This is a genomic window from Geomonas propionica, from assembly GCF_016458235.1.
GTDB classification, from domain to species: Bacteria; Desulfobacterota; Desulfuromonadia; order Geobacterales; family Geobacteraceae; genus Geomonas; species Geomonas propionica.
Genome location: NZ_JAEMHK010000015.1, coordinates 83,255 through 102,266 on the forward strand (window position 1 = coordinate 83,255; position 19,012 = coordinate 102,266).

Here is a 19,012-nt window from a genome sequence, read left to right on the forward strand (position 1 = left end):
TTGGTCCAGCCATTACATCTGCATAAGAGGAAACGTCATGTCACAGTGCCAGCACCAGACCATCCACCAGAAGGACTACACGATTCCCGACTATCTTATAGACACGGTCGAGCTGACCTTCGATCTTGATCCCGAAGACACCCGCGTCGTTTCCCGTCTCGCCATTCACAGTAACCACGACCGGGGTAACGGCGTCAAGCCGCTGGTACTGGACGGTGAGGACCTGACCCTCGTGTCGCTCAAACTGGACGGGGTCGCGCTGGAACAGGGGGCCTACCGCATCGAGGACGCGGGCTTGGTGCTCCCCTCCCCTCCCGAGCGGTTCCTGCTCGAGGTGGAAACCCGGATCAACCCCAAGGAGAACACCGCCCTCTCCGGCCTGTACTCCTCCGGCCCCATGCTCTGCACCCAGTGCGAGGCCCAGGGCTTCCGGCGCATCACCTACTTCACCGACCGCCCCGACGTCATGGCGGTCTACACCGTCACCCTGCGCGCCGACAAGGCGAGCTGCCCGGTGCTTTTGGCCAACGGCAACCTGGTGGAGAAAGGTGATCTCCCGGACGGGCGCCATTTCGCCGTCTGGCATGATCCCTTCAAGAAACCGAGCTACCTCTTCGCCGTGGTCGCCGGGGACCTGGTCCACATCGCCGACCGCTTCACCACCATGAGCGGCCGCGAGGTGCAACTGGAGATCTACGTGGAGGAGCGCAACCAGGACAAGTGCGAGCACGCCCTGAGGTCCCTGATGCGCGCCATGCGGTGGGACGAGGAGCAGTTCGGGCGGGAGTACGATCTCGACACCTACATGGTGGTAGCCGTGGACGACTTCAACATGGGGGCCATGGAGAACAAGGGGCTGAACGTCTTCAATTCGCGCTACGTGCTGGCGAGCCCGCAAAGCGCTACCGATGACGACTACGAGGCGATCGAGGAGGTGATCGGCCACGAGTACTTCCACAACTGGACCGGCAACAGGATCACCTGTCGCGACTGGTTCCAGCTCTCCTTGAAGGAAGGGCTCACCATCTTCCGCGACCAGGAATTCTCAGCGGACATGCAGTCGCGCCCGGTGAAGAGGATCGCCGACGTGAAGAGCCTGCGCAGCGCGCAGTTCCCCGAGGACGCCAGTCCCCTGGCCCACCCGGTGCGTCCCGAGTCCTACGTGGAGATCAACAACTTCTACAGCATGACCGTGTACCACAAGGGGGGCGAGGTGATCCGGATGCTGCAGACCCTCTTGGGACACGACGCGTTCCGGGCCGGGATGGATCTGTACTTCGAGCGCCACGACGGGCAGGCGGTGCGGGTCGACGAGTTCGTGCAGGCGATGGCGGACGCCGGGAAGCGCGACCTGTCCCAGTTCATGCTCTGGTACGACCAAGCCGGGACCCCGGTCCTGACGGTAAGCGACGCTTACCGGGCTGACGAGGGGAGCTACACCCTGACCGTGACCCAAAGCTGTCCGTCCACGCCGGGCCAGCCGGAGAAAAAGCCGTTCCATATCCCGCTCGCCATGGGGCTATTGGACCGCGAAGGCAACGAGTTGCCGTTGAAGCTTGCGGGGGAGACGGAAGCTTTGGGAACCTCCCGGGTCCTGGAGCTTCGGCGGGAAACGGAAACCTTCACCTTTGTCGGCTTGAAGGAGCGCCCGGTGCCGTCGCTTCTGCGCAACTTCTGCGCGCCGGTAAAGCTCGAGTACCCCTACAGCGACGAGGACCTGAACCTCCTGATGACCCGCGACAGCGATCCCTTCGTGCGCTGGGAGGCGGGGCAGCTCCAGGCGGTGAAGCTGATCATGGCGCTGATCGCCGACATCCAGGCGGGGCGCGAGGCGCGGGTGCCGGAGAGCTTCATCGAATCCTTCAGAAGGCTCCTTTCCGATGACCGCCAGGACCGCGCCTTCCTGGCCGAGACACTGACCCTGCCGACCGAAAACTACCTCGCCGAGCAGATGGCGGTGATCGACCCCGACGCCATTCACCAGGCCCGTGAGCTGGTGCGGAGAACGGTAGGCGAGCTGCTCGGCGCGGAACTCACCTCGGTGCGAAAAGCCTGCGCACCCAAGGCCCCCTACCGCCCGGACGACGGGCTCTCCGGCTGCCGCAGGCTGAAAAACCTCTGCCTTTCCTACCTGATGGCGGCGGGGAGGCAGGAAGCGATCGACGCCTGCATGGTGCAGTTCAGAAGCGCCGACAACATGACCGACAGCCTGGGGGCGCTCTCCCCGCTGGGGAGCTGCGCCTGCCCCGAGCGCGAGGAGGCCTTCGCCTCCTTCTACGAGTGCTGGCGTAGCGACCGCGGCGTCATCGACAAGTGGTTCGCCCACCAGGCCGTCTCGCGCCTGCCCGACACCCTGGACCGGGTGCTGGCGCTTTTGGAGCACCCCGACTTCGACATCCGCAACCCGAACCGGGTCCGCTCGCTGGTGGGCGCCTTCAGCCAGGGGAACCAGTTCCGCTTCCACGATGCCAGCGGCAGGGGGTACCGCTTCCTCGGCGACCAGATCCTGCGCCTGAACGGGATCAACCCGCAGATAGCGGCGCGCATGCTCACCCCCTTCAGCCGCTGGCGCCGCTTCGACGCGCAGCGCCAGGAGCTCATGAAGAAGGAGCTGGAACGCATCCTGGCCGAGCCCGGCCTGGCTCGCGACGTCTACGAGCTGGCGGCCAAGAGTCTGTAGGGATTGACGACGGAGTCATTCGGGAACGTGCGGAATATTGGCCACTAGTGGTACACGTGGCGTAGGGTCCCCCCCTTTTGCGAAGGGGGGACAGGGGGGACAGGGGGGACAGGGGGGATTTGATCTTTGCTGCTAACCCCTAAAGGCAAATCCCCTCTGTCTCCCCTTCGCAAAGGGGAGGACGCGGGTTCTCCTGCTGAGCTTCGTTAATGGCAGATTGGCGATCCCGATTTTTCCCGATGAACACGAGGAAGGGGACAGGGGGGATTTGCTTTGTAGAGCGGCCTTACAGCCAGCGCTTCTTCTTGAAGTAAACGAGCATCCCCCCCGCGATGGTCAGGCACAAAGCGAAGACAGCTGGGTAACCGTAGGGCGAGTCCAGCTCGGGCATCCCCTTGAAGTTCATGCCGTACCACCCGGCTATGAAAGACAGCGGCATGAAGATGGTGGCGATGATGGTCAGCACCTTCATCACCTCGTTGAGGCGGTTTGAGACGCTGGAGAGGTAGATATCCAGCATGCCGGAGAGCATCTCGCGCAGAGTCTCCAGGGTGTCGAGCACCTGCACCGTGTGGTCGTAGAGGTCGCGCAGGTAGATCACCGTGGTGTCGTGGATCAGCAGTGAATCGCGGCGCTGCAGGCTGCTCACCACCTCGCGCAGCGGCCAGAACACCTTGTGCAGGAAGAGCAACTGGCGCTTGAGCCGGTAGATCGCCTGCACCGTAGCGGTGGTCGGGTTGTCGATCAGCTCGTCCTCGATGTCCTCGATCCGGTCCGCCAGCGTCTCCAGTACCAGGAAGTAGTGGTCCACGATCACGTCCAAAAGGGCGTGCAGCAGGAAGTCCGCGCCCTGGGCGCGCAGCCTCGCCTTCTCGTTCACCAGCCGGGCGCGCACCTGTTCAAAGACGTCCCCCTCCAACCCCTCCTGGAAAGAGATCAGGTAGTTTTGCCCCAGCACCAGGCTCACCTGCTCGCTCTTGATCTCTGTGCCCCCCTCGTCCAGGGCGATCATCTTCAGCACCACGTAGAGGTATTCGCCGTAGTCGGCGGCCTTCGGGCGCTGGTCCGTGGCGAGGATGTCTTCCAGGACCAGCGGGTGGATGCCGTAGCAGCTCCCGAAGTGCCGCAACACCTCGAGGTCCGCGAGCCCCTCCACGTTGATCCAGGTCACTCCGGGAATGTCCTTCTTGATCAGGCACTCGTCCACCGAAGTCACCGGGTGCTTATCCAGGTGTGTCTCATCATAGTGCACGAGGTCGACCTTGGTGGTGCCCTCTTTGGCGCGGCCCATGTGGATCAGCGTTCCCGGGGCCAGCCCGGCTTTTTTGGAGCGGTTCTTTATCGAGGTCATAACCCGGCAAGCCTCATGATCCGCTCCCACTCTTCCTCGCGCACGGGCTGGACCGAGAGACGGCTGCGGTTCAACAGCGCCATGCCCGACAGCTCGGGGATGGTCCTCAGCTCGGCGAGAGTCACCGGGCGCGGCAGCTCGCGCACGAAGCGCACGTCGACCATGTACCAGGTTGGCCGCTCCGGCGAGCTTTTCGGGTCAAAGTATTTGCTATTGGGATCAAAGGCGGTGAAGTCGGGGTAACCACTCCTGACCACCTCGGCGATGCCGACAACACCAGGCTCGGCGGTGTTGCTGTGGTAGAAGAGCACTTGGTCGCCCACCTGCACTTGGTCGCGTAGGAAGTTCCGCGCCTGGAAGTTGCGGACGCCGTCCCAATGCTCGGTGGCGTCGGGGCGGCTTTTGAGATCGTCGAGGGAGAAGCTGGATGGTTCGCTCTTGAAGAGCCAGTAGTTGGGCATGTTGCTTCCTTTCGGTTTTTGTTCGCCCCCCCTCCGGGGGCGTCTTCTTACTCCCTCCCCCGGAGGGGGAGGGTCGGGGAGGGGGCAGCAGTGCGAGGCACCCCCCTCCCAGCCTCCCCCCTCCTGGGGGAGGAACACGGTTCAGCTACTGTCCGTGCTTCACCCGCTTCTTCCTTTTCAATACCTTCAGCAGCTCATCGACCGTCAGCGTGTTCAGCACGTCCTCCCGCTCCAGCCACCCGCGCTGGGCCACGGAAATCCCCCAAGGAAGGGTATCGAACTGGCTCTTGACATGGGTATCGGTGTTGATGGCGATCTTCACCCCCAACTCCTTGGCGCGGCGCACGTAGCGGTCCTCCAAGTCGAGCCGCAGCGGGTAGGCGTTGATCTCCAGCGCCGTACCGGTTTCCTTGGCAACCTGGAGCACCTCTTCCATGTCCAGTTGGTATCCCTCCCGCTCGCCGATTATGCGCCCGGTGGGATGGGCGATGATGTGCACGTACGGGTTCCTCATGGCGGCTACGATGCGCGCGGTCATCACTTCCTTGGAGTTGTTGAAGCCTGAATGGATCGACGCCACCACCAGGTCGAGGTCCTTGAGCACCTCGTCGGGAAAATCGAGGGTGCCGTCGCCGTGGATGTCCATCTCAGTGCCGTGCAGCACCCGGAACCCCTTCAGGTCACGGTTCAACTCCCGGATCTCCGCCTGCTGCTCCCTGAGCCGCTCCACGCTCAGGCCACGCGCCACCCCGAGCCCCTGCGAATGATCAGTCACCGCTATGTAGGAAAGGCCCCGCAAACGCGCCGCCTCCGCAAGTTCAGCGATGCCGTGGGCGCCGTCGCTCCAGCGGGAATGCACGTGCAGGTCGCCCAGTATCTGCTCCCTGGTCACCAATTGCGGCAGTCTCCCCGCCAGGGCCGCCTCGATCTCGCCACGATCTTCGCGCAGGACCGGCGGCACGAAGGGAAGGTCGAGCAGGCGGTAGACGTCCTCCTCGTTCTCGCCACCAAGGCGCACGTTGTCCTCCTCGCGGAAGATGCCGTACTCGTTGATCTTCAGCCCCCGCTTCTGTGCCATCTCCCGCAGCCGGACATTGTGCCCCTGGCTGCCGGTCAGATAGGCGAGCGCGGCGCCGTAGGAGGCGGGCTCGACCACGCGCAGGTCCACCTGCACCCCTTCCCGGATGGTCACGCTGGCCCTGGTCGGGCCGCGCATGATCACGTCGTGCACCTGGGTCAGGTTCAGGAAGGCCTGCATGACGCTGGCCGGGTCGGGTGAGGTGGCCACGATGTCGATGTCCTTGATGCTGTCGCGGCGGCGCCTGATGCTCCCCGCCACCTCGATCCGCTCCAGGGGCGCCATCTGCTTGAGCGCCGCCACCAATTCATCCGCGGCCGGCAGCATCCGCCCCAATGGTTGCCGCTCGCGCCCCCGCTTCACGGCCTGGATCCCCTTGAGGATGTTTTCCTCGGTCTTCTCTTTGATTCCCTTGATGCCGATCAGGCGGTGTTCCAGCGCGGCTTTTTCCAGCTCTTCGAGGCTCGTGATCTGCAGCGCTTCGTAGATTGCCTTCGCCGTCTTCGGCCCGAGATCGGGCACGGCCAGCAGGGTGAAGACGCCGGGAGGCACCTCCTGTTTCAGCTGCTCGTAATAAGCCATGGTGCCGGTCTGCAGGTACTCCTCGATGCGCGCGGCCAGATCCGCACCCACCCCCGGGATCTCCAGGAGCTCCTTGTGGGACATCTGGGCCAGGTCCCGGTTCAGCCCTTCCAGGTTGAGCGCCGCCCGGTGATAAGCCCTGATCTTGAAGACGTTGTCCTGCCGGATCTCCATGATGTCGGCGATCTCATCGAACATCCTGGCTATCTCCCGGTTTTTCATGGCTTCCCCCGAGGCACAACAGCAGGTTCTATGTTCTACGTTCTAAGTTCTACGTTGACGGGCTTCCTTTCAATGTCCGGCTTGGTCGCCCCAGAGCTCCTTCAGCCTACCGTCACGGCCGCAGCTCAGGCGGTAGTAAGAATACCGCAGCGGGTTCTTCTTGTAGTAATGCTGGTGATATTCTTCCGCCGGATAAAATTCGGTCGCCGCGACGATTTCGGTCTGGATAGGCGCCTTCAACTGCCTGCTCTTCTCGAGTGCCTGCTTGGACTGCAGGGCCAAGCGGTGCTGCTCCTCGTTGTGATAGAAAATCGCGCTCCGGTACTGGTGGCCGACGTCGCAGAACTGGCGATCCTTCACGGTCGGGTCGATGTTGTGCCAGTAACGGGCGAGCAGCTTATCGTAACTGATCTTGGCCGGGTCGTAGAGCACCTGCACCGATTCCGCGTGGCCAGTACCGCCAGCGGAGACCTGCTCATAGGTCGGGTTTTTCGTGTGGCCGCCGGTATAGCCCGACGTCACCGACACCACCCCCGGCAGCTCGTCGAAGGGGTGTTCCATGCACCAGAAGCAGCCCCCGGCAAAGGTGGCCTTCTGCAGTTGCGCAGCCGGCAGGGATCCCGCCGCCGCGAGGATGAATATAGAGGCGAGTGCTACTACAGTAAGTGCTTTCATTGAAAGGCCTCCCCCCACCCCCGATATTTAACGCAAAGACGCGGAGTCGCAAAGGAACAAAAGAAGCTCAACCAAGAACAAAGAAAAGACTTTCGACATCCACGTTTTGCCGTTCTTTGCGCCTTTGCGGCTTTGCGTTAAATACAGGATTTTGTCCTTTACCCTACTTGGTCGCCACGAACTGCAGTGCTGCCGAATTCATGCAGTAGCGCAAGCCGGTCGGCTTGGGCCCGTCATTGAAGACGTGCCCAAGATGCCCACCGCAACGCCGGCACAGTACCTCGGTCCGCGTGCTGAAGAAGCTGCGATCCGTCTCGGTCTTCACATTCTCCTTGGCTATCGGCTGGGTAAAGCTCGGCCACCCGGTCCCCGACTCGAACTTGTCCTCGGACTTGAAAAGATCCAGCCCGCACCCCGCGCAACGGTAGATGCCGTGGTCATGGGTGGTGGCGTATTTGCCGGTAAAGGCGCGCTCGGTCCCCTTTTCGCGAAGGACATGATACTGCTCGGAGGTAAGTATCTTCTTCCATTCCGCATTCGTCTTCACTACCTCGTCAGACATGATGTAGCTCCCCTTTTCCGCTGAATAGACCTTGATACGGGAAGCGGCGTCAGCTTCGATACCTACTGCCGTCGCGAGAAAGAACAAAAAGCCCAGAATCAATGTTCCGTACTTCATGGCGCTATCTCCCTTTGTTATTGAAACTTCCGCTGTCGCACAGCCCTTAGGATAGCATAGGCCGCAGAATATTGCATGACAGCCCCTTGCTTAAGATACCGGCGCACCTGCCGAAAAGTATCTTCACCTTTTGGCTTGAAGCTGGAAGGGTTATCCTGAATAATAGGTGACGTCGCCTGCATTGCTTGGGAGGGGAAATGAAGGGTCTTCTGGTAGCCTTGATGGTTTTTATGAGTGCAACAGCGGCTCGCGCCGAGATCTATACCTGGAAAGACAGCACCGGGACCAGGTTCTACACCAACAGCCTGAACGAGATTCCCACACGCTTTCTGAAAAAGGCCCGGGTGCTCGATGTGGCAACCGGCAAACTGGGTGGGCTGGCCACGGCACAGCCGGCAACACCGGTAACTGCGGCGCGCCCCCCGGCACCCACGCCGATGACTCAGCCGCTGCTGGTTTCGCAGGATCCAGCGGTACAGCCCGCTGCGGCCCCGGAACAGCAGGCGCCGGTGCAGCTTGCCGCACCGCGAGCAGCGACCGCGCCAGCGGCAGCAGCCCCCCCTGCGGCGGCTCCGGTGGTAGAGCCCGCGCGCGCGGCACAGAATTCGACGCGGCCCGCCGGCAGGCTTTCCCGCAAGGAGCTCAGGGCAAAGGCCTGGCGCAGCAACAGCACGGGCGAGGAGTGACCCTACCAAAACGGAGGCTGTCTTGAAAGTTGCCGTAGTGACAACTCTTTTACTTATATGGGCCGGCAGCGCCGGCGCAGAAGAACTCATCTGCCGAGGCAACATCGTCAGCACCCAGGGGGAAGGGATCGTGGCGCGTAAGCACCGCTTCGAGGTAGCCGACGTGACCGGTGACGACGTCCAGGCAGTGCTGGAAAAATGTAAGAAGATCGCGCTGGAGCGCCAGGCCCGCGCCGCCCGCAAGAACCCCGGCGGCAACTTCACCTCGACTTCCGATGTTGAACTGCAATGCGTCAAAGGTGCGGAAAAGATCGAGGTACGCCGCAGGCTGCCAACCAGGTAGCGGCGTCAGCATCGGTACAATCAACATGAGAAGAGAAGCCGCCCGGGCTTCTCTTTTTTTTTATTGTGATAGTATTTACCTTTAATTTGAATTTCCAGTGCAGATGTGCCGATAAGATTACGGGGCGCGTCTTTCGTCGCTCCGACAGATCCCCGCGATTCAGGCAACTTACCTTCTCAGAGCAGACTGCATCAGGTTAAATCCAAAGCTGCACCATAGGAGAACAGGATGAACATTCATGAGTATCAGGCCAAGGAGATACTGAATTCGTTCGGCATCCCCATCCCCCGTGGTCGCGTTGCGCTTACCGCGGACCAGGTGGAGCGGGCAGCCAAGGAGATGGGAGGGCGCTGCGTGGTCAAGGCGCAGATCTACGCCGGGGGACGCGGCAAGGCGGGCGGCGTTAAGCTCGTGCACCACCCCGAACAGGCCCAGGAGTACGCCAAGGAACTGTTCGGCAAGACCCTGGTGACCCCGCAGACCGGGCCGGAGGGGCTCCGGGTCCGGCGCATCCTGGTGGAGGAGGCGGTCGAGATCGCCCGTGAATTCTACCTCTCCATCACCCTGGACCGGAGCGCCTCGCGCTACGTCCTGATCGCCTCCGCCGAAGGTGGCATGGAGATTGAGGAGGTTGCCTCCAAGACCCCGGAAAAGATCCACACCCTGACCATCGACCCGTTCCTCGGGCTCAGATCGTACCAGGCGCGACAGATCGCCCTGCAGCTCGGCCTGTCCGGGAGCGTCTGCGAGGACTGCGTCAACCTGATCCAGAATCTGTACCGGGTATGCCTGGAAAAAGACTGCGCACTGGTCGAGATCAACCCACTGGTGGTGACCCGGGCGGGGTGGCTCATGGCCATGGACGCCAAAATCACCTTCGACGACAACGCCATCTTCCGGCACCGCGAATACCCGGACATGATGGACTACTCCCAGCTCGACCCGCTGGAGATCAACGCCGGGAAGTACGACCTGGCCTACATCAAGCTCTCCGGCTCCATCGGCTGCCTAGTGAACGGCGCCGGGCTCGCCATGGCCACCCTCGACGTGCTCAAGGAGTACGGCGGCGAACCAGCCAACTTCCTGGATGTCGGTGGCGGAGCCACCCGCGAGAAGGTGGCCGAGGCCTTCAAGATCATCCTGCAGGACGCGGACGTGAAGGGGATCTTCGTCAACATATTCGGCGGCATCATGCGCTGCGACGTGATCGCCCACGGCATCATCGAGGCGGCCAGCGAGGTGAACTGCACCCTCCCCATCGTGGTACGCATGGACGGTAGCCAAGTAGAGGAGGGAAAACGGCTCCTCACCGAGAGCGGCTTAAACGTCCAGTGCAGCGACAACCTGGGAGACGCGGCCTCTAAGATTGTCGGGATGCTCGGCTAGCTCCCCCCTCCCCGCACGAGGGGAGGAGATTCACACACTAGGAGATCAGTCATATGTCCATACTGATAAACAATTCGTCCAGGATAGTGGTCCAGGGGATCACCGGCCGCAGCGGCCTGTTTCACACCCAGCAGTGCCGCGAGTACGGCAGCAACATCGTGGCCGGCGTGACGCCCGGCAAGGGGGGCATCCACATCGAGGGGATACCCGTCTTCAACACGGTGGCCGAGGCGGTGAAGTACACCAACGCCAACGTCTCCATGATCTTCGTGCCGCCGCCGGGAGCCGCCGACGCCATCCTGGAATCGGCCGCCGCCGGTCTCGAACTCGCCGTCTGCATCACCGAGGGTATTCCGGTGCGCGACATGGTTCCGGTGAAGGCGGTGCTCAAACAAAGCAAGATGCGGCTGGTCGGCCCCAACTGCCCGGGCGTTATCACGCCCGGCGAGTGCAAGATCGGCATCATGCCCGGCCACATCCACAAGCCGGGCAAGATCGGCGTGGTCTCGCGCTCCGGCACCCTCACCTACGAGGCGGTCAAACAGCTCACCGATGTGGGGCTCGGGCAGTCCACCTGCGTCGGCATCGGGGGCGACCCGATCATCGGCATGAACTTCATTGACGTGCTTAAGCTCTTCAACGAGGATCCCGGCACGGAAGGGGTGTTCATGATCGGCGAGATCGGGGGATCCGCCGAGGAGGACGCCGCCCACTGGATCGAGGAGCACATGAAAAAGCCGGTGGCGGCATTTATCGCCGGGGTCACCGCCCCTCCCGGCAAGCGGATGGGGCATGCCGGCGCCATCATCACCGGAGGCAAGGGGAAGGCCGAAGACAAGATCCGCACCCTGACCGAGTGCGGCGTCACCGTCGCCTCCAGCCCGACCAAGATGGGCGAGGCGATGCAGATCGCCATCGGCTCCAGGCACAACGGCAAAAAGAAGAGCGATTAAACACGATCTTCCGCTGCTGCGCTGGTTCTGCGCAAAAAAGGGCACCTCCCAAACGGGAGGTGCCCTTTCCTTTTCCTGTCGTATCGCCGCATGCCGCCAATCCCTTCTCCCGCCGGGAGACGGTCAGGGTGAGGGCTATCCCGCTGTTAAGCCGGCGATGCCACCTTGCCCGCCGGTATCCTGTCTTCACAGGGAACCCTGGTCTGGCACAAGCCGCAACCGGTGCTAGTGACCGCATACCGCTCTCCGACAGCCTCGGGGACCGCTCCATAAACATAGCCGCGGCAGATACCCTTGTCATGGCCCTGCTTGGACAGCGCGCCGACCGGGCAGCGCCCGATGCACGCCCCGCAGGTCCCCTCCCGGTACCACAGGCAGTTGGACCTGTGATCGCTCCACGGGCGCGCCGTGGGCGCAATGGCGAGGTCGGTCACGACGCTGCCGAGCCGGTGCGCAATGCCGCGCGGCGTGATCAAGGCATCGTTGAGGCTGAAGGTGCCGAGACCTGCGGCGTAAGCCGCATGGCGCTCTGACCACGCAGATGCGATACCGACCGGGCTCTCCGGATATTCCCTCCAGGCTGGATGAAGTTGCGGGGCCAGGGCGCGGTAACCGGCATCGACCAGGAACTGCACCACCTGGCGGCGCAGCGCGGCATTGAACGCCTCCCCGTGCTGCCTGGTCTGCGCCCAGGCGCGGGAGGGATAGGTCGTCTCAGCGCGGTTGCTGCGGCGGGTCGGTTCGGAGATGGGGAGAGCCCAGCAAATGACGGTGGCAGGCTGCCAGGGCGGGGTTTCGCGCTGCGCGAACTGGGTCGGTGTGAGGTGGAAGGGGCCGATTACCGTCTGGTACTGCGTGAACAAAGGATCGTCGGCAGCCGCGAAGCCGATCAACGGCTCTGTAAAGTACGGTCCACCGTCTTCCGGGAAATGGCTGCCGGGCTCCTCCCGCACAAACCGCTCAATCATCTGGCAAAGGGTTTCTCTCATCCCTGGCACCTCCTGGAGAGTTACAGAAACGGCAAGACACCTTATCACGATCTACAACGGCAGCCACCTATTATCCTGTCCTGACGGAAGGAGTATAAAGGCCGTTGCCGTCATGGCAGCAGCGGGGATTACATTATTTTTCACTAACTACCTTTCTTTTGTTTACAACACGTCTCAAGTACAGACAGCATCTCCCGATAAGTGACCTGCACCAGTGACACTTTTCGGCAGCGGCAGCACGACCCGGCAGCATCGGCAAGGAGAAGGAAATGAAGGAGATCTTGAACGTTTACCTCAACCTCACCATTAAATTCAGGCTCAGCCTGCTGTGCATTTGCTACAGCTTATGCCTGATCGCCACCGCTGTTGCCGCCCAAGCCGACTCCATACTGGTGAAGTACGGCTCACTCACCCTCTTCATAATCCTCGGCGGCATCTTCGGGGCAATCAACATCTGGTCCATCAGGACGCCGCTGGTGCGGACTGTGTGCTACCTGGAAACCATGGCTCAGGGGGACCTGAGCGAAGAGATCGTGGTCAACCGCCGCAACGAGATCAGCCAAATGCTCAAGGCCTTGCAGAAACTACAGGCTTCCATGCGCGGGATGATCCAAGGCATCCAGCAAACCGCCGACGAACTGGCCAGCGCCTCCAGTCAACTGAGCAACACCTCAATCAGGATGGCGGAGGGGACGGAACACGCCTCGCAGCAATCAAGTTCCGTCTCCAGCGCCGTCGGTGAGATGGCCGGCGTCAGCAGCGACATCGCGCTCAACTGCCAAAAGATGGCGGACCGCGCGGGAAGCACCAACACCGCAACCAGCAAGGGGGAAGAAACCATCACGCGCATGACCTCGGTCATGGGAGAGATCGACCAGATGGTGGCGGGGACCGTCGACGCCGTCAAGGCCCTCGGTGCCAACTCGGACAAGATCGGTAATATCGTGGTCGCCATCGAGGACATCGCCGACCAGACCAACCTCCTCGCGCTCAATGCCGCCATTGAGGCCGCGCGAGCCGGCGAACAGGGGCGCGGCTTCGCGGTGGTCGCCGACGAGGTCAGAAGGCTCGCAGAGCGAACCACCTCGTCCACCCGCGAAGTACAGTCGATCATCGTATCGTTGCAAGGGGATGTGAAGAACGTGATGGCACTGATGGAGCGTAGCGCGACCAGCGTCAAGAGCGGCACCGACGACGTGCAGCATTCCAGCCGTGCCATCGGAACCATCAAGGAACATATCACTCCACTTCTGGAGTACGTCTCGCAGGTCGCTACTGCGGCGGAACAGCAGTCCGCAACCACGACCAACATTTCCGAAAGTATGCGCCAGATCATCGGCGTGGTGCAGGAAACCGCGGGGGGGGCTCAGGAATCCGCACGCGCCGCCGAGGACTTGGCCAACTCAGCGCGGGCACTGCAGGACATGGTGAGTCGTTTCAGGGTGGCGGCGTAAGGAAGCGGATGTGTTGTAGCTCCCTCTCCCGGAGGGGGAGGGGGGGGGAGGGGGGAAATGATGGCAGCCCCCCTCCCAGCCTCCCCCCTCCGGGGGGAGGAGCCCATCTGGGACAAGGCGCGTTGCCTTAAACGTGGAACTTGCGGGCGAGGTCGTTGTCGATGACGTAAACGCAGATTTCCTTGGCGCACTGCTTGGTGTACTTGAACTTCTCTGAGCTCAGGTTGTTGATCAGGAAGGTGACGTCGTCCCTGATCCGCTTGTCGTAGGTTTTGAAGGCTTCGGTGTCGAAATCCTTGATGGCGCGACGGAAGTTTGCGTTTTCCAGGAACGGCTCCAGCACCTTCTCCTTGAGGTTGAACACGTAGCGGTCATGCAGCGACTGGAACAGCGCGGTTTCCTGCGCCCGTTTCCCCTCTACCATGATCTCCTGGGTCAAGGTCCTGCCGGTGTACTCACGCTGGGTCTCCTGCCGGAAGGCCAACCGTGCCTCGTCCTCCACCTTGGCGCCCTGCAGGCGCCGCTCGATTCCCGCCAGAAACTCCTCGGATATTTCCAGCTTCTCACCCGTGAACCGGCACACCTCGACCGCGCCCGGCTCGAAGTTAACGGCAAACATGTAGTGCAGGATGTCGCGCTCGATCTGGGCCTCATTGTAGTAGTAGAGCGCCTCCTTCACCTCCTGGAGCACCACGTAGTCGTAGTTGTGCACCAAGGACTCCATGAATCCGTCCGGGATCGACTCCTTCAGCTCCTTGTGCCAGCGAGTAAAGAAGGTGGACAGGTTGTTCATGGTGATCATCTTGTCCTTCCTGACGTAGGCGGAGTAGAAGTCGGAGAAGATCTTGATGGACTCGCGCCCCGAGAAGCCGTGGTCCCCTTCGTGCTCGCTCTCGGCGATGATTTTTTTCCTCCGCTTGGCGTTGAGCCGCTTTCGGTCCTCTTCGGAGAGCCAATCCGGGATGTGGCCGGTGTAGATCTCCATCTTCAGGATCTGCAGGTTCTCGTCGCAGTAGAGCCGGTACTTCTCCGGATCCCCGATCCACTCCAGGAGCGCATCCGACTTCACGTTCATCCTGGTGGAGATGATGACCCGCGCGAAGTTGTGCAGCACCCGCGGCAGGAAGCTCGATTCTATGTGCTTGCCGAAGATGTTGCGGTAGATCTCCACCTCGGTGTTGAGATCCATGACGTAGGGGATGTTGATGAACTCGATGCGGTCCGAGAAGGACTGCACCCCTTCGATGCTCCGCTCGTCCTCAGGGTTCATGAGGGCGATGAACAGGCTGCGAACGTTCTCCTCGATATCCTCGACCTTGTGGATCCCTTCGCTGATGATGTTGTGCAGCTCCAGGAGCCGTTCGGCGTTGTGGGACTTGACGTCCATGAGGGCATAGATGCCGTTGTTGGTCTTGGCGAAGTTGGAGAAGAGGTACTTCACCTCGTTGCTGTCCCCCAGCAACAGGTCGATCTTCCGCTGCAGCATGTCGTTGGTGAGGATGTTCATCTTCATCGACTTGTCGCCCGGGTTGAACACCGTGATCCCTTCACCGAGCCTGCGGTTGAAACGGTAGGGACGCACCTTGATCATCTTGAAGATGTCGGTGGGGTCCTCGAGCCGGGCCGAGAGCGCCTGGAAGATGGAGGTGCAGATGGTGCAGGGGGAGTCGCGGAAGACCCAATCGTACTCTTTCTCGGTGAAGAGCTTCCACTTGAAGGAATCGTTCTGGAACACGTCGTCGAAGAAAGCGCGCCGCTGGGCCTTGTCGATCATTAAGAGCGGGCTGTCATGTGACGGGCAGGGCACCTCGACCACGTCGCCGCCGCGCAGCAACGCCCTGGTGTCGATGTGGTCGTGACTCTCCAGCTCGTACTCGTCGAGCAGGTGGGAAAGTTTTTCCACGAAGGCGCCAACCTGGTGCTCCTTGAAGCTGCCGAGCACGCGACGGTCCAAGTGCCAGACCACCTCGTAGGTTCTCCCCTCGTCGGTGGCGGCGTATTCCTCGAACTTCATCAGCACGTTGTTCAGGAAAGTGCTCTTGCCCGAACCGGGGGGGCCCTCGAAGATGTAGATCTTGTTCTGGCGCGCCCCGCTCTGCATGTCCGCGACGTGGCTCATGAAACGGTTTGCGAACAGGCGGTCGGCGAAGAAGGGGCGGTCGGAATTCTGCACGAAGAGCTTGGTGGTATCGAAGGGGACGAAGTTGATCGACTCCGGGTCCTCGGCATACTCGTCGCTCCCCTCAGTGACATAACTGCGCACCATGTCGTGGAAGAGCTGGAAGATGTTGCGCATCATCCGTTCCGGCTGCTCGGTGACGAGCTGCATGAACTCCTCGAACGACATGTGGGTGGCGTTCTTGTGGTCCACGATGGTGCGGCTCAACTGCTTTATGACTGTCTCTAGATCTGGCATAGCTTATCCGCCTGTCACAGTATCTGTCGGCTGAGAACCTTTTCCTTCATGGTGTAGACCACCCGCTGCCAAGTGATCTCCGGCTCTTCCACCCCTTCACGCCCGGAGCTGCCACGGGTCTGTTCTATCACCGCCTCGCTGGTCTCCAGCTGCACCGGCGCCCCCCAGAGGTATTCGATGCCGACCATGGTGTTGGCGATGTATTCGGACACCAGCTGTTTCCCCTCGAAATGGTGTACCAGGTAGAGCATCCCCTCCTCGCCGCGCTCGGGTGCGATCTCGATGTGCGGCGGATGGTACAGTGAGGCGAGCACCATGTCCCGGTAGTCGTTGGCGGCCCGGCTCTTGACGTAGTACTGCCAGACCATGCGCTGCGGGTCGAGCCGCTTGCCGGTTACGAAGAGGTCGTAGCGGTCGGTGAATTCCTGGTCCACGAAGTCCTTGATGAAGAGGTAGTCGCAGTAGTTGCTCCTGATCTTGAACAGGTACTCGTCGCCCTTGCCGGCGGCGGTGTCGAAATGCTTCCTCTCCTCGCGGTCCGAGAGCCGGTTGAACTCGTAGCCGGTCTTACCCTTGTCGCCGTTCTCCTTCAACTGGTACATGAGCCGCATGCCCAGCGCGTAAGGGTTCATGCCGACCCGCGGCATGGAGGTGACGCCGGCATGGACGCGGGCGAAGTCGACCTCGTGCCCCTTGATGCGGTCGTCCACCAGGAAGAGCTTCTCGTGCCAGTAGCTGGCCCACCCTTCGTTCATGATCTTGGTGCGGATCTGGGGCTGGAAGAAGATGGAGGTCTTGCGCACCACTTCGAGCACCGAGCGCATCCACTGGTTTTCGTCGCGCGCCAAGAACTCCGAGTTCTCGATGAGGAACTTCATCAGGTCGCGCCGTTCCACACGCTTCACGTTCTGGCTCTTGCCGAAATGCGCCTCCATCTCCGGGTACTTGGTGGTCACCTCGGCGAAGAAGATGCGCTCTCCCTCTTCCTTGTTCTGGGCGATGGCTTCGTTGTAGCGCGCCACCTCCTTCAGGTACTCCCCTACCGGCAGCTTCTTCTCGACCTGCAGGAACACGTCGAAGTAGTAGTCCAGCCGGCTGGACGTGGCAGCCTCCGGCGCCATGAACAGGGGGGAGAGTTCGTCGTGGTAGCCGACCAGGTTGTCGATGGAGCGGGCGAATTCAAGGATGTAATCAACCCAGCGCCCCTTCTCCGCCCGAAGCTTCGCGATCACCCGCTTGTCCGAGAGCGCCTGGCCGGTGAAGTCGTATTCCCAGGTGTGTCGGAAGTAGAGGTTGTTCTGGAAGAAATCGATGTGGCCCAGCACGTGGTAGAAGATCATCACGTTGAGCCAGTCGGGGTTGTTGTCGTTGTAGAACGAGATGGGGGGACGGGTGTTGATGACCGTCTCGTAGGGGTTGTGCGGGTAGAGTTCGTACTCCCCTTTGCCCCGCAGCACCTCCACGTCGTGGACCCAGTAATCGTAAAGGGTCGGGATCATGACCTTCGGGGAGAGCTCGATCAGGTCACGGTTGGTGACGATGTATTCGAGGCTCTCGTCGGTGAAAGTCAGCCCGGCGGCGCGCGCCCGCTCCTTGCACCCTTCCATGATCGCCTTGGTATGTTGGTTGATCAGTTCCATAACTGCCTCAAAAAAGCAGATTAAGATAAAGAACTACGAGATCAGCTTCTTGATCCCCTCGATGACCCGGGCCTCCTCGGCGTCCTCGTGCATGATGTCCATACGCAACAGGTCGGGCTTGTCGCGCAGGAGCCCGGAATTCTCCAGGTAGCGCGCCACCTCGGTCCACTGCGTCCCCGCGTGTTCCGCGATGGTGACTCCCATGCGGCTCACGTAGCTGAGGATCCTGACCAGTTCGGGGATCGACTTGTCGCCACCGGTATCCCAGTCGTCGCCGTCAGTGCCGTGGAATACATATATGTTGTAGTCGGCGGCGAGGTTCTCCTTCTCGACGATCTCGTTCACCAGCTTGTAGGCGCTGGCCACCTCGGTTCCCCCCGCGACCCGCGAGTTGTAGTAGGTGTCGAAGTCCGGCACCTCCTTCGCCTCGGTGTCATGCAGGATGAAGCGGGATTCCACCTGCCCCGCGTACTGGTACAAAAGCCAGCTGTAGATCATGACGTGCTGGGTCGCCACCAGTTCGGTCACCTTCCCCGCCATCGAGCCGGAATAGTCGCGCAGGAAGAAGACCATCGCCTGCGGTTCGTAATCCTTCTCCTGGGAGAAGATGCGGTACACCTTGTCCCGCGGCGAGATCAGGAAGCGGGTCGGGTCGAGGTCCGCCGGATCGGGGAGGTTCCCCAGGGAAATATTGGTCTCCACGATCTTCCGCAGCGTCGCCTTCTTGTCCAACACCTGGCCGGAGCCGCGGTTACGGTCGGTAAGGTCGTAAATGTAGCGGGTAAAGGAGCGTTTTTTACCTTTTTCCTTCAGGTTGGGGAGCTGGAACTGCTCGGTCAGCACGCGTCCCAGTTCATAGGCGGAAGCACCCATCTCATGGGCTTCGCCGTCGCCCTGTCCCGGCCCCTGGCCCGGCTCCTCGCCGGTCTCGCGCACCTTCTGCTCGCCGATGACCTCGCCTTCCTCGCCCTTGCCGCTGCCGCCGGTGGAGCCTCCCTCACCCGGAGGACGGATGGTCGGGTCGTGAATGAGCTTCTCCTCCTCAGTGGAGGGAACCACCACGATCTTCCCTTTGCCCCCCTTGCCCGGCTTGATCAGTCTCCCCACCCTGATCTTGCGGGGGAAGCCATCCTTCTCGCGCTGCCGGTCCCGCTCCAACAACTCGTCCAGAGCCTTCATGTGGAGTTGGTACGGGTTGGGGACACGCTCCTGGGCCTGCAGCACCGCCAGGTCGTGCCAGGCGTAGAGGCTGCGGGAAAAGTCCGGGAATGGGCCGCGGCGGTTCGAAGTGGAAATCTCGCGGCTACCCGCGAGTTCCTCCCGAAAACGCGCCTCGCGCTCGGGTTCGAGCCCCTTGGCCTTCAGCTGTTCGAGGTATTTTTCCGGATCTTTCATCCGCCTTCGCCTTATCAGGCTA

Annotated in this window: 15 protein-coding genes; 6 read left to right on the forward strand and 9 right to left on the reverse strand. The window is 61.5% G+C overall.

All coding sequences use genetic code 11. The features are described 5' to 3' along the window. The first annotated feature begins 37 nt into the window (after positions 1–37). Positions 38–2,680: an aminopeptidase N gene (gene pepN, locus JFN90_RS17990; protein WP_199396502.1), complete on the forward strand. Its 2,643-nt coding sequence runs from the start codon at positions 38–40 to the stop codon at positions 2,678–2,680. Between the two features lie 286 nt (positions 2,681–2,966). On the opposite strand, the gene corA is transcribed toward pepN, so the two are convergent. The 5 genes from corA to msrB form a co-directional block, all read right to left on the reverse strand. Further along, a complete protein-coding gene (gene corA / locus JFN90_RS17995; RefSeq protein WP_199396503.1) occupies positions 2,967–4,031 on the reverse strand; it encodes a magnesium/cobalt transporter CorA in 1,065 nt (354 codons plus the stop codon). Further along, positions 4,028–4,492, reverse strand: a complete 465-nt coding sequence (locus JFN90_RS18000; RefSeq protein WP_199396504.1) for an EVE domain-containing protein — start codon at positions 4,490–4,492, stop codon at positions 4,028–4,030. The genes corA and JFN90_RS18000 overlap by 4 nt, the downstream gene beginning before the upstream one ends. 145 nt (positions 4,493–4,637) lie before the next feature. Beyond that, the gene (gene polX / locus JFN90_RS18005) at positions 4,638–6,374 is read right to left on the reverse strand and encodes a DNA polymerase/3'-5' exonuclease PolX (protein WP_199396505.1); all 1,737 of its coding nucleotides are present in this window, start codon (positions 6,372–6,374) and stop codon (positions 4,638–4,640) included. A 69-nt stretch (positions 6,375–6,443) separates the two neighbouring features. Continuing rightward, entirely contained in the window at positions 6,444–7,049 is a 606-nt protein-coding gene (gene msrA / locus JFN90_RS18010) for a peptide-methionine (S)-S-oxide reductase MsrA (RefSeq protein ID WP_199396506.1), read from the reverse strand. Between the two features lie 163 nt (positions 7,050–7,212). Beyond that, complete coding sequence (gene msrB / locus JFN90_RS18015) at positions 7,213–7,728, reverse strand: peptide-methionine (R)-S-oxide reductase MsrB (protein WP_215906857.1); 516 nt, start codon at positions 7,726–7,728, stop codon at positions 7,213–7,215. A gap of 197 nt (positions 7,729–7,925) precedes the next feature. On the opposite strand from msrB, the gene JFN90_RS18020 reads away from it, so the two are divergent. The 4 genes from JFN90_RS18020 to sucD all read left to right on the forward strand — a co-directional run bounded on the left by JFN90_RS18020 (position 7,926) and on the right by sucD (position 11,096). Further along, a complete protein-coding gene (locus JFN90_RS18020; protein ID WP_199396507.1) occupies positions 7,926–8,414 on the forward strand; it encodes a DUF4124 domain-containing protein in 489 nt (162 codons plus the stop codon). A gap of 22 nt (positions 8,415–8,436) precedes the next feature. Then, the gene (locus JFN90_RS18025) at positions 8,437–8,757 is read left to right on the forward strand and encodes a hypothetical protein (RefSeq protein ID WP_199396508.1); all 321 of its coding nucleotides are present in this window, start codon (positions 8,437–8,439) and stop codon (positions 8,755–8,757) included. A gap of 228 nt (positions 8,758–8,985) precedes the next feature. Then, positions 8,986–10,143, forward strand: coding sequence for an ADP-forming succinate--CoA ligase subunit beta (gene sucC / locus JFN90_RS18030; protein ID WP_199396509.1), 1,158 nt, complete (start codon positions 8,986–8,988; stop codon positions 10,141–10,143). 53 nt (positions 10,144–10,196) lie between these two features. Beyond that, the gene (gene sucD / locus JFN90_RS18035; protein ID WP_199396510.1) at positions 10,197–11,096 is read left to right on the forward strand and encodes a succinate--CoA ligase subunit alpha; all 900 of its coding nucleotides are present in this window, start codon (positions 10,197–10,199) and stop codon (positions 11,094–11,096) included. Positions 11,097–11,242: 146 nt separating this feature from the next. On the opposite strand, the gene JFN90_RS18040 is transcribed toward sucD, so the two are convergent. Next, a complete protein-coding gene (locus JFN90_RS18040) occupies positions 11,243–12,085 on the reverse strand; it encodes an epoxyqueuosine reductase (RefSeq protein WP_199396511.1) in 843 nt (280 codons plus the stop codon). Between the two features lie 269 nt (positions 12,086–12,354). Here JFN90_RS18040 and JFN90_RS18045 point away from each other — a divergent pair, with 269 nt between their 5' ends. Then, a complete protein-coding gene (locus tag JFN90_RS18045) occupies positions 12,355–13,539 on the forward strand; it encodes a methyl-accepting chemotaxis protein (protein ID WP_199396512.1) in 1,185 nt (394 codons plus the stop codon). Positions 13,540–13,666: 127 nt separating this feature from the next. Here the strand turns inward: JFN90_RS18045 and JFN90_RS18050 are convergent, their stop codons facing one another. Genes JFN90_RS18050 through JFN90_RS18060 form a run of 3 tightly spaced genes read right to left on the reverse strand, consistent with a single transcriptional unit; the run spans position 13,667 to position 18,990 of the window. Then, positions 13,667–15,955: a serine protein kinase PrkA gene (locus JFN90_RS18050; protein WP_199396513.1), complete on the reverse strand. Its 2,289-nt coding sequence runs from the start codon at positions 15,953–15,955 to the stop codon at positions 13,667–13,669. A 14-nt stretch (positions 15,956–15,969) separates the two neighbouring features. Then, entirely contained in the window at positions 15,970–17,595 is a 1,626-nt protein-coding gene (locus JFN90_RS18055) for a SpoVR family protein (protein ID WP_199396514.1), read from the reverse strand. Between the two features lie 33 nt (positions 17,596–17,628). Then, positions 17,629–18,990: a DUF444 family protein gene (locus JFN90_RS18060; RefSeq protein ID WP_199396515.1), complete on the reverse strand. Its 1,362-nt coding sequence runs from the start codon at positions 18,988–18,990 to the stop codon at positions 17,629–17,631. Positions 18,991–19,012: the final 22 nt, after the last annotated feature.

Excerpts from the sequence above, each read along its gene's own strand:
- pepN (WP_199396502.1), top strand. The coding sequence starts at position 38 with ATGTCACAGTGCCAGCACCAGACCATCCACCAGAAGGACTACACGATT.
- corA (WP_199396503.1), bottom strand. The coding sequence starts at position 4,031 with ATGACCTCGATAAAGAACCGCTCCAAAAAAGCCGGGCTGGCCCCGGGA.
- JFN90_RS18000 (WP_199396504.1), bottom strand. The coding sequence starts at position 4,492 with ATGCCCAACTACTGGCTCTTCAAGAGCGAACCATCCAGCTTCTCCCTC.
- polX (WP_199396505.1), bottom strand. The coding sequence starts at position 6,374 with ATGAAAAACCGGGAGATAGCCAGGATGTTCGATGAGATCGCCGACATC.
- msrA (WP_199396506.1), bottom strand. The coding sequence starts at position 7,049 with ATGAAAGCACTTACTGTAGTAGCACTCGCCTCTATATTCATCCTCGCG.
- msrB (WP_215906857.1), bottom strand. The coding sequence starts at position 7,728 with ATGAAGTACGGAACATTGATTCTGGGCTTTTTGTTCTTTCTCGCGACG.
- JFN90_RS18020 (WP_199396507.1), top strand. The coding sequence starts at position 7,926 with ATGAAGGGTCTTCTGGTAGCCTTGATGGTTTTTATGAGTGCAACAGCG.
- sucC (WP_199396509.1), top strand. The coding sequence starts at position 8,986 with ATGAACATTCATGAGTATCAGGCCAAGGAGATACTGAATTCGTTCGGC.
- sucD (WP_199396510.1), top strand. The coding sequence starts at position 10,197 with ATGTCCATACTGATAAACAATTCGTCCAGGATAGTGGTCCAGGGGATC.
- JFN90_RS18040 (WP_199396511.1), bottom strand. The coding sequence starts at position 12,085 with ATGAGAGAAACCCTTTGCCAGATGATTGAGCGGTTTGTGCGGGAGGAG.
- JFN90_RS18045 (WP_199396512.1), top strand. The coding sequence starts at position 12,355 with ATGAAGGAGATCTTGAACGTTTACCTCAACCTCACCATTAAATTCAGG.
- JFN90_RS18050 (WP_199396513.1), bottom strand. The coding sequence starts at position 15,955 with ATGCCAGATCTAGAGACAGTCATAAAGCAGTTGAGCCGCACCATCGTG.
- JFN90_RS18055 (WP_199396514.1), bottom strand. The coding sequence starts at position 17,595 with ATGGAACTGATCAACCAACATACCAAGGCGATCATGGAAGGGTGCAAG.
- JFN90_RS18060 (WP_199396515.1), bottom strand. The coding sequence starts at position 18,990 with ATGAAAGATCCGGAAAAATACCTCGAACAGCTGAAGGCCAAGGGGCTC.